Origin of the sequence: Microbacterium sp. NPDC091676, assembly GCF_044756645.1 — a bacterium.
GTDB lineage: Bacteria > Actinomycetota > Actinomycetes > Actinomycetales > Microbacteriaceae > Microbacterium > Microbacterium paraoxydans_D.
Window position 1 is genome coordinate 1 of the sequence record NZ_JBIVTI010000003.1, and the last position, 3,772, is coordinate 3,772.

General features: G+C 56.0%; 2 rRNA genes. Both read left to right on the forward strand.

Going from position 1 to position 3,772, the window contains the following annotated elements:
• A 16S ribosomal RNA gene (locus tag ACIQID_RS16560) occupies positions 1-1,032 on the forward strand; the annotation flags it as partial.
• Between the two features lie 536 nt (positions 1,033-1,568).
• A 23S ribosomal RNA gene (locus ACIQID_RS16565) occupies positions 1,569-3,772 on the forward strand; the annotation flags it as partial.

Here is a 3,772-nt window from a genome sequence, read left to right on the forward strand (position 1 = left end):
GTGCCAGCAGCCGCGGTAATACGTAGGGCGCAAGCGTTATCCGGAATTATTGGGCGTAAAGAGCTCGTAGGCGGTTTGTCGCGTCTGCTGTGAAAGACCGGGGCTCAACTCCGGTTCTGCAGTGGGTACGGGCAGACTAGAGTGCAGTAGGGGAGACTGGAATTCCTGGTGTAGCGGTGAAATGCGCAGATATCAGGAGGAACACCGATGGCGAAGGCAGGTCTCTGGGCTGTAACTGACGCTGAGGAGCGAAAGCATGGGGAGCGAACAGGATTAGATACCCTGGTAGTCCATGCCGTAAACGTTGGGCACTAGGTGTGGGGGACATTCCACGTTTTCCGCGCCGTAGCTAACGCATTAAGTGCCCCGCCTGGGGAGTACGGCCGCAAGGCTAAAACTCAAAGGAATTGACGGGGGCCCGCACAAGCGGCGGAGCATGCGGATTAATTCGATGCAACGCGAAGAACCTTACCAAGGCTTGACATGAACCGGAAAGACCTGGAAACAGGTGCCCCGCTTGCGGTCGGTTTACAGGTGGTGCATGGTTGTCGTCAGCTCGTGTCGTGAGATGTTGGGTTAAGTCCCGCAACGAGCGCAACCCTCGTTCTATGTTGCCAGCGCGTTATGGCGGGGACTCATAGGAGACTGCCGGGGTCAACTCGGAGGAAGGTGGGGACGACGTCAAATCATCATGCCCCTTATGTCTTGGGCTTCACGCATGCTACAATGGCCGGTACAAAGGGTTGCGATACTGTGAGGTGGAGCTAATCCCAAAAAGCCGGTCTCAGTTCGGATTGGGGTCTGCAACTCGACCCCATGAAGTCGGAGTCGCTAGTAATCGCAGATCAGCAACGCTGCGGTGAATACGTTCCCGGGCCTTGTACACACCGCCCGTCAAGTCACGAAAGTTGGTAACACCCGAAGCCGGTGGCCTAACCCTTGTGGGGGGAGCCGTCGAAGGTGGGACCGGCGATTGGGACTAAGTCGTAACAAGGTAGCCGTACCGGAAGGTGCGGCTGGATCACCTCCTTTCTAAGGAGCTGCTAACAGTTGCTGGTGTTCGTGTATGCGGATGGTGGTGGTTGTCAGTGTTGCCCATTGCGCAGGCGTCTGTTCTGCGGTGGGTGCTCATGGGTGGAATATCAACGAATCAAACTTGTTTGGCATGGCCTTTACCGGTTGTGTCCTGGTGCCAGTACGGCGGCCTGTGCTTCTCCTTTGGGGGGGTGTGGTGTTGTTGGGAAAGCTGCCGGGGCGTGGGTGTGTGGGGTTGTGTTTGGCGCACTGTTGGGTCCTGAGGCAACAGGACCTTTTTGCAGCAATGCAGAGGGCATCGTTCTGGTGTTTCTTTTGTTCCTGCTTCCGGTTCCTTCGGTCACGTGATCAGCCCCTTGGTGGGTTGTGGTGGTTGGGGGTCTGGTTGATGGGGTTGTTGTTTGAGAACTACATAGTGGACGCGAGCATCTAGAACACATGCTTTTGGTGTGTGTTCTTACAGCAATTTCTTATGAATGAACCTGGGCCCAAGTGGCTCGTGGTTCTCTCGAGTAAGTTTATTGATCTTGTGTGGTCAAGTTTTTAAGGGCACACGGTGGATGCCTTGGCATTAGGAGCCGAAGAAGGACGTAGGAATCTGCGATAAGCCTGGGGGAGTTGATAACCGAGCGTTGATCCCAGGATGTCCGAATGGGGAAACCCCGCACAACGCTGCAAGGTGATTGTGTGACCCGCATCTGAACACATAGGGTGCGTGGGGGGAACGCGGGGAAGTGAAACATCTCAGTACCCGCAGGAAGAGAAAACAATAGTGATTCCGTTAGTAGTGGCGAGCGAACGCGGATCAGGCTAAACCGTTTCCATGTGTGATAGCCGGCGGGCGTTGCATGGGCGGGGTTGTGGGACTTTCCGTTCTGGTTCTGCCGGACCAGTGAGGTGAGGTGCAGGCATAGGTGAACGGTCTTGAAAGGCCGGCCAGAGAGGGTGTGAGCCCCGTAACCGTAATGTTGTGCACGGCCTGGGGAGTATCCCAAGTAGCACGGGGCCCGAGAAATCCCGTGCGAATCTGTCAGGACCACCTGATAAGCCTAAATACTTCCTAATGACCGATAGCGGACCAGTACCGTGAGGGAAAGGTGAAAAGTACCCCGGGAGGGGAGTGAAACAGTACCTGAAACCGTGTGCTTACAATCCGTCGGAGCCAGTCTGATTCTGGTGACGGCGTGCCTTTTGAAGAATGAGCCTGCGAGTTAGTGTTACGTCGCGAGGTTAACCCGTGTGGGGTAGCCGTAGCGAAAGCGAGTCTGAATAGGGCGAGTGTAGTGGCGTGATCTAGACCCGAAGCGGAGTGATCTACCCATGGCCAGGTTGAAGCGACGGTAAGACGTCGTGGAGGACCGAACCCACTTCAGTTGAAAATGGAGGGGATGAGCTGTGGGTAGGGGTGAAAGGCCAATCAAACTCCGTGATAGCTGGTTCTCCCCGAAATGCATTTAGGTGCAGCGTTGCGTGTTTCTTGCCGGAGGTAGAGCTACTGGATGGCCGATGGGCCCTACAAGGTTACTGACGTCAGCCAAACTCCGAATGCCGGTAAGTCAGAGCGCAGCAGTGAGACTGTGGGGGATAAGCTTCATAGTCGAGAGGGAAACAGCCCAGACCACCAACTAAGGCCCCTAAGCGTGTGCTAAGTGGGAAAGGATGTGGAGTTGCGAAGACAACCAGGAGGTTGGCTTAGAAGCAGCCATCCTTGAAAGAGTGCGTAATAGCTCACTGGTCAAGTGATTCCGCGCCGACAATGTAGCGGGGCTCAAGTACACCGCCGAAGTTGTGGATTTCACATAATGCCCTAGCCTTCGTGGTTCAGGGGTGTGGAGTGGTAGGGGAGCGTCGTGTGGGCAGTGAAGTCGCGGTGTAAACCAGCGGTGGAGCCTACACGAGTGAGAATGCAGGCATGAGTAGCGAAAGACGGGTGAGAAACCCGTCCGCCGAATGATCAAGGGTTCCAGGGTCAAGCTAATCTGCCCTGGGTAAGTCGGGACCTAAGGCGAGGCCGACAGGCGTAGTCGATGGACAACGGGTTGATATTCCCGTACCGGCGAAGAACCGTCCATGCCAAGCGGGGGATACTAACCGCCCGGAGCCTGCCCGCTCACCCTTGTGGTGTTGTGGGTTTTGGCCGAGCGCGGGACCTGATCCTGGGAGGTAAGCGTATTAACAGGTGTGACGCAGGAAGGTAGCCGGGCCGGGCGATGGTTGCCCCGGTCTAAGGATGTAGGGTCAGGGATAGGCAAATCCGTTCCTGTGTGCTTCGAGCACGTGCCTGAGATCTGATGGGACCCCCGTTTGGGGGGATCCGGTGATCCTATGCTGCCAAGAAAAGCATCGACGCGAGGTTTTAGCCGCCCGTACCCCAAACCGACACAGGTGATCAGGTAGAGAATACCAAGGCGATCGAGAGAATTATGGTTAAGGAACTCGGCAAAATGCCCCCGTAACTTCGGGAGAAGGGGGGCCTGCCCCGTGATGGAGACTTGCTCTCCGTGAGCGGGTGTGGGCCGCAGAGACCAGGGGGAAGCGACTGTTTACTAAAAACACAGGTCCGTGCGAAGTCGCAAGACGATGTATACGGACTGACTCCTGCCCGGTGCTGGAAGGTTAAGAGGACCGGTTAGCCCCTTGTGGGCGAAGCTGAGAATTTAAGCCCCAGTAAACGGCGGTGGTAACTATAACCATCCTAAGGTAGCGAAATTCCTTGTCGGGTAAGTTCCGACCTGCA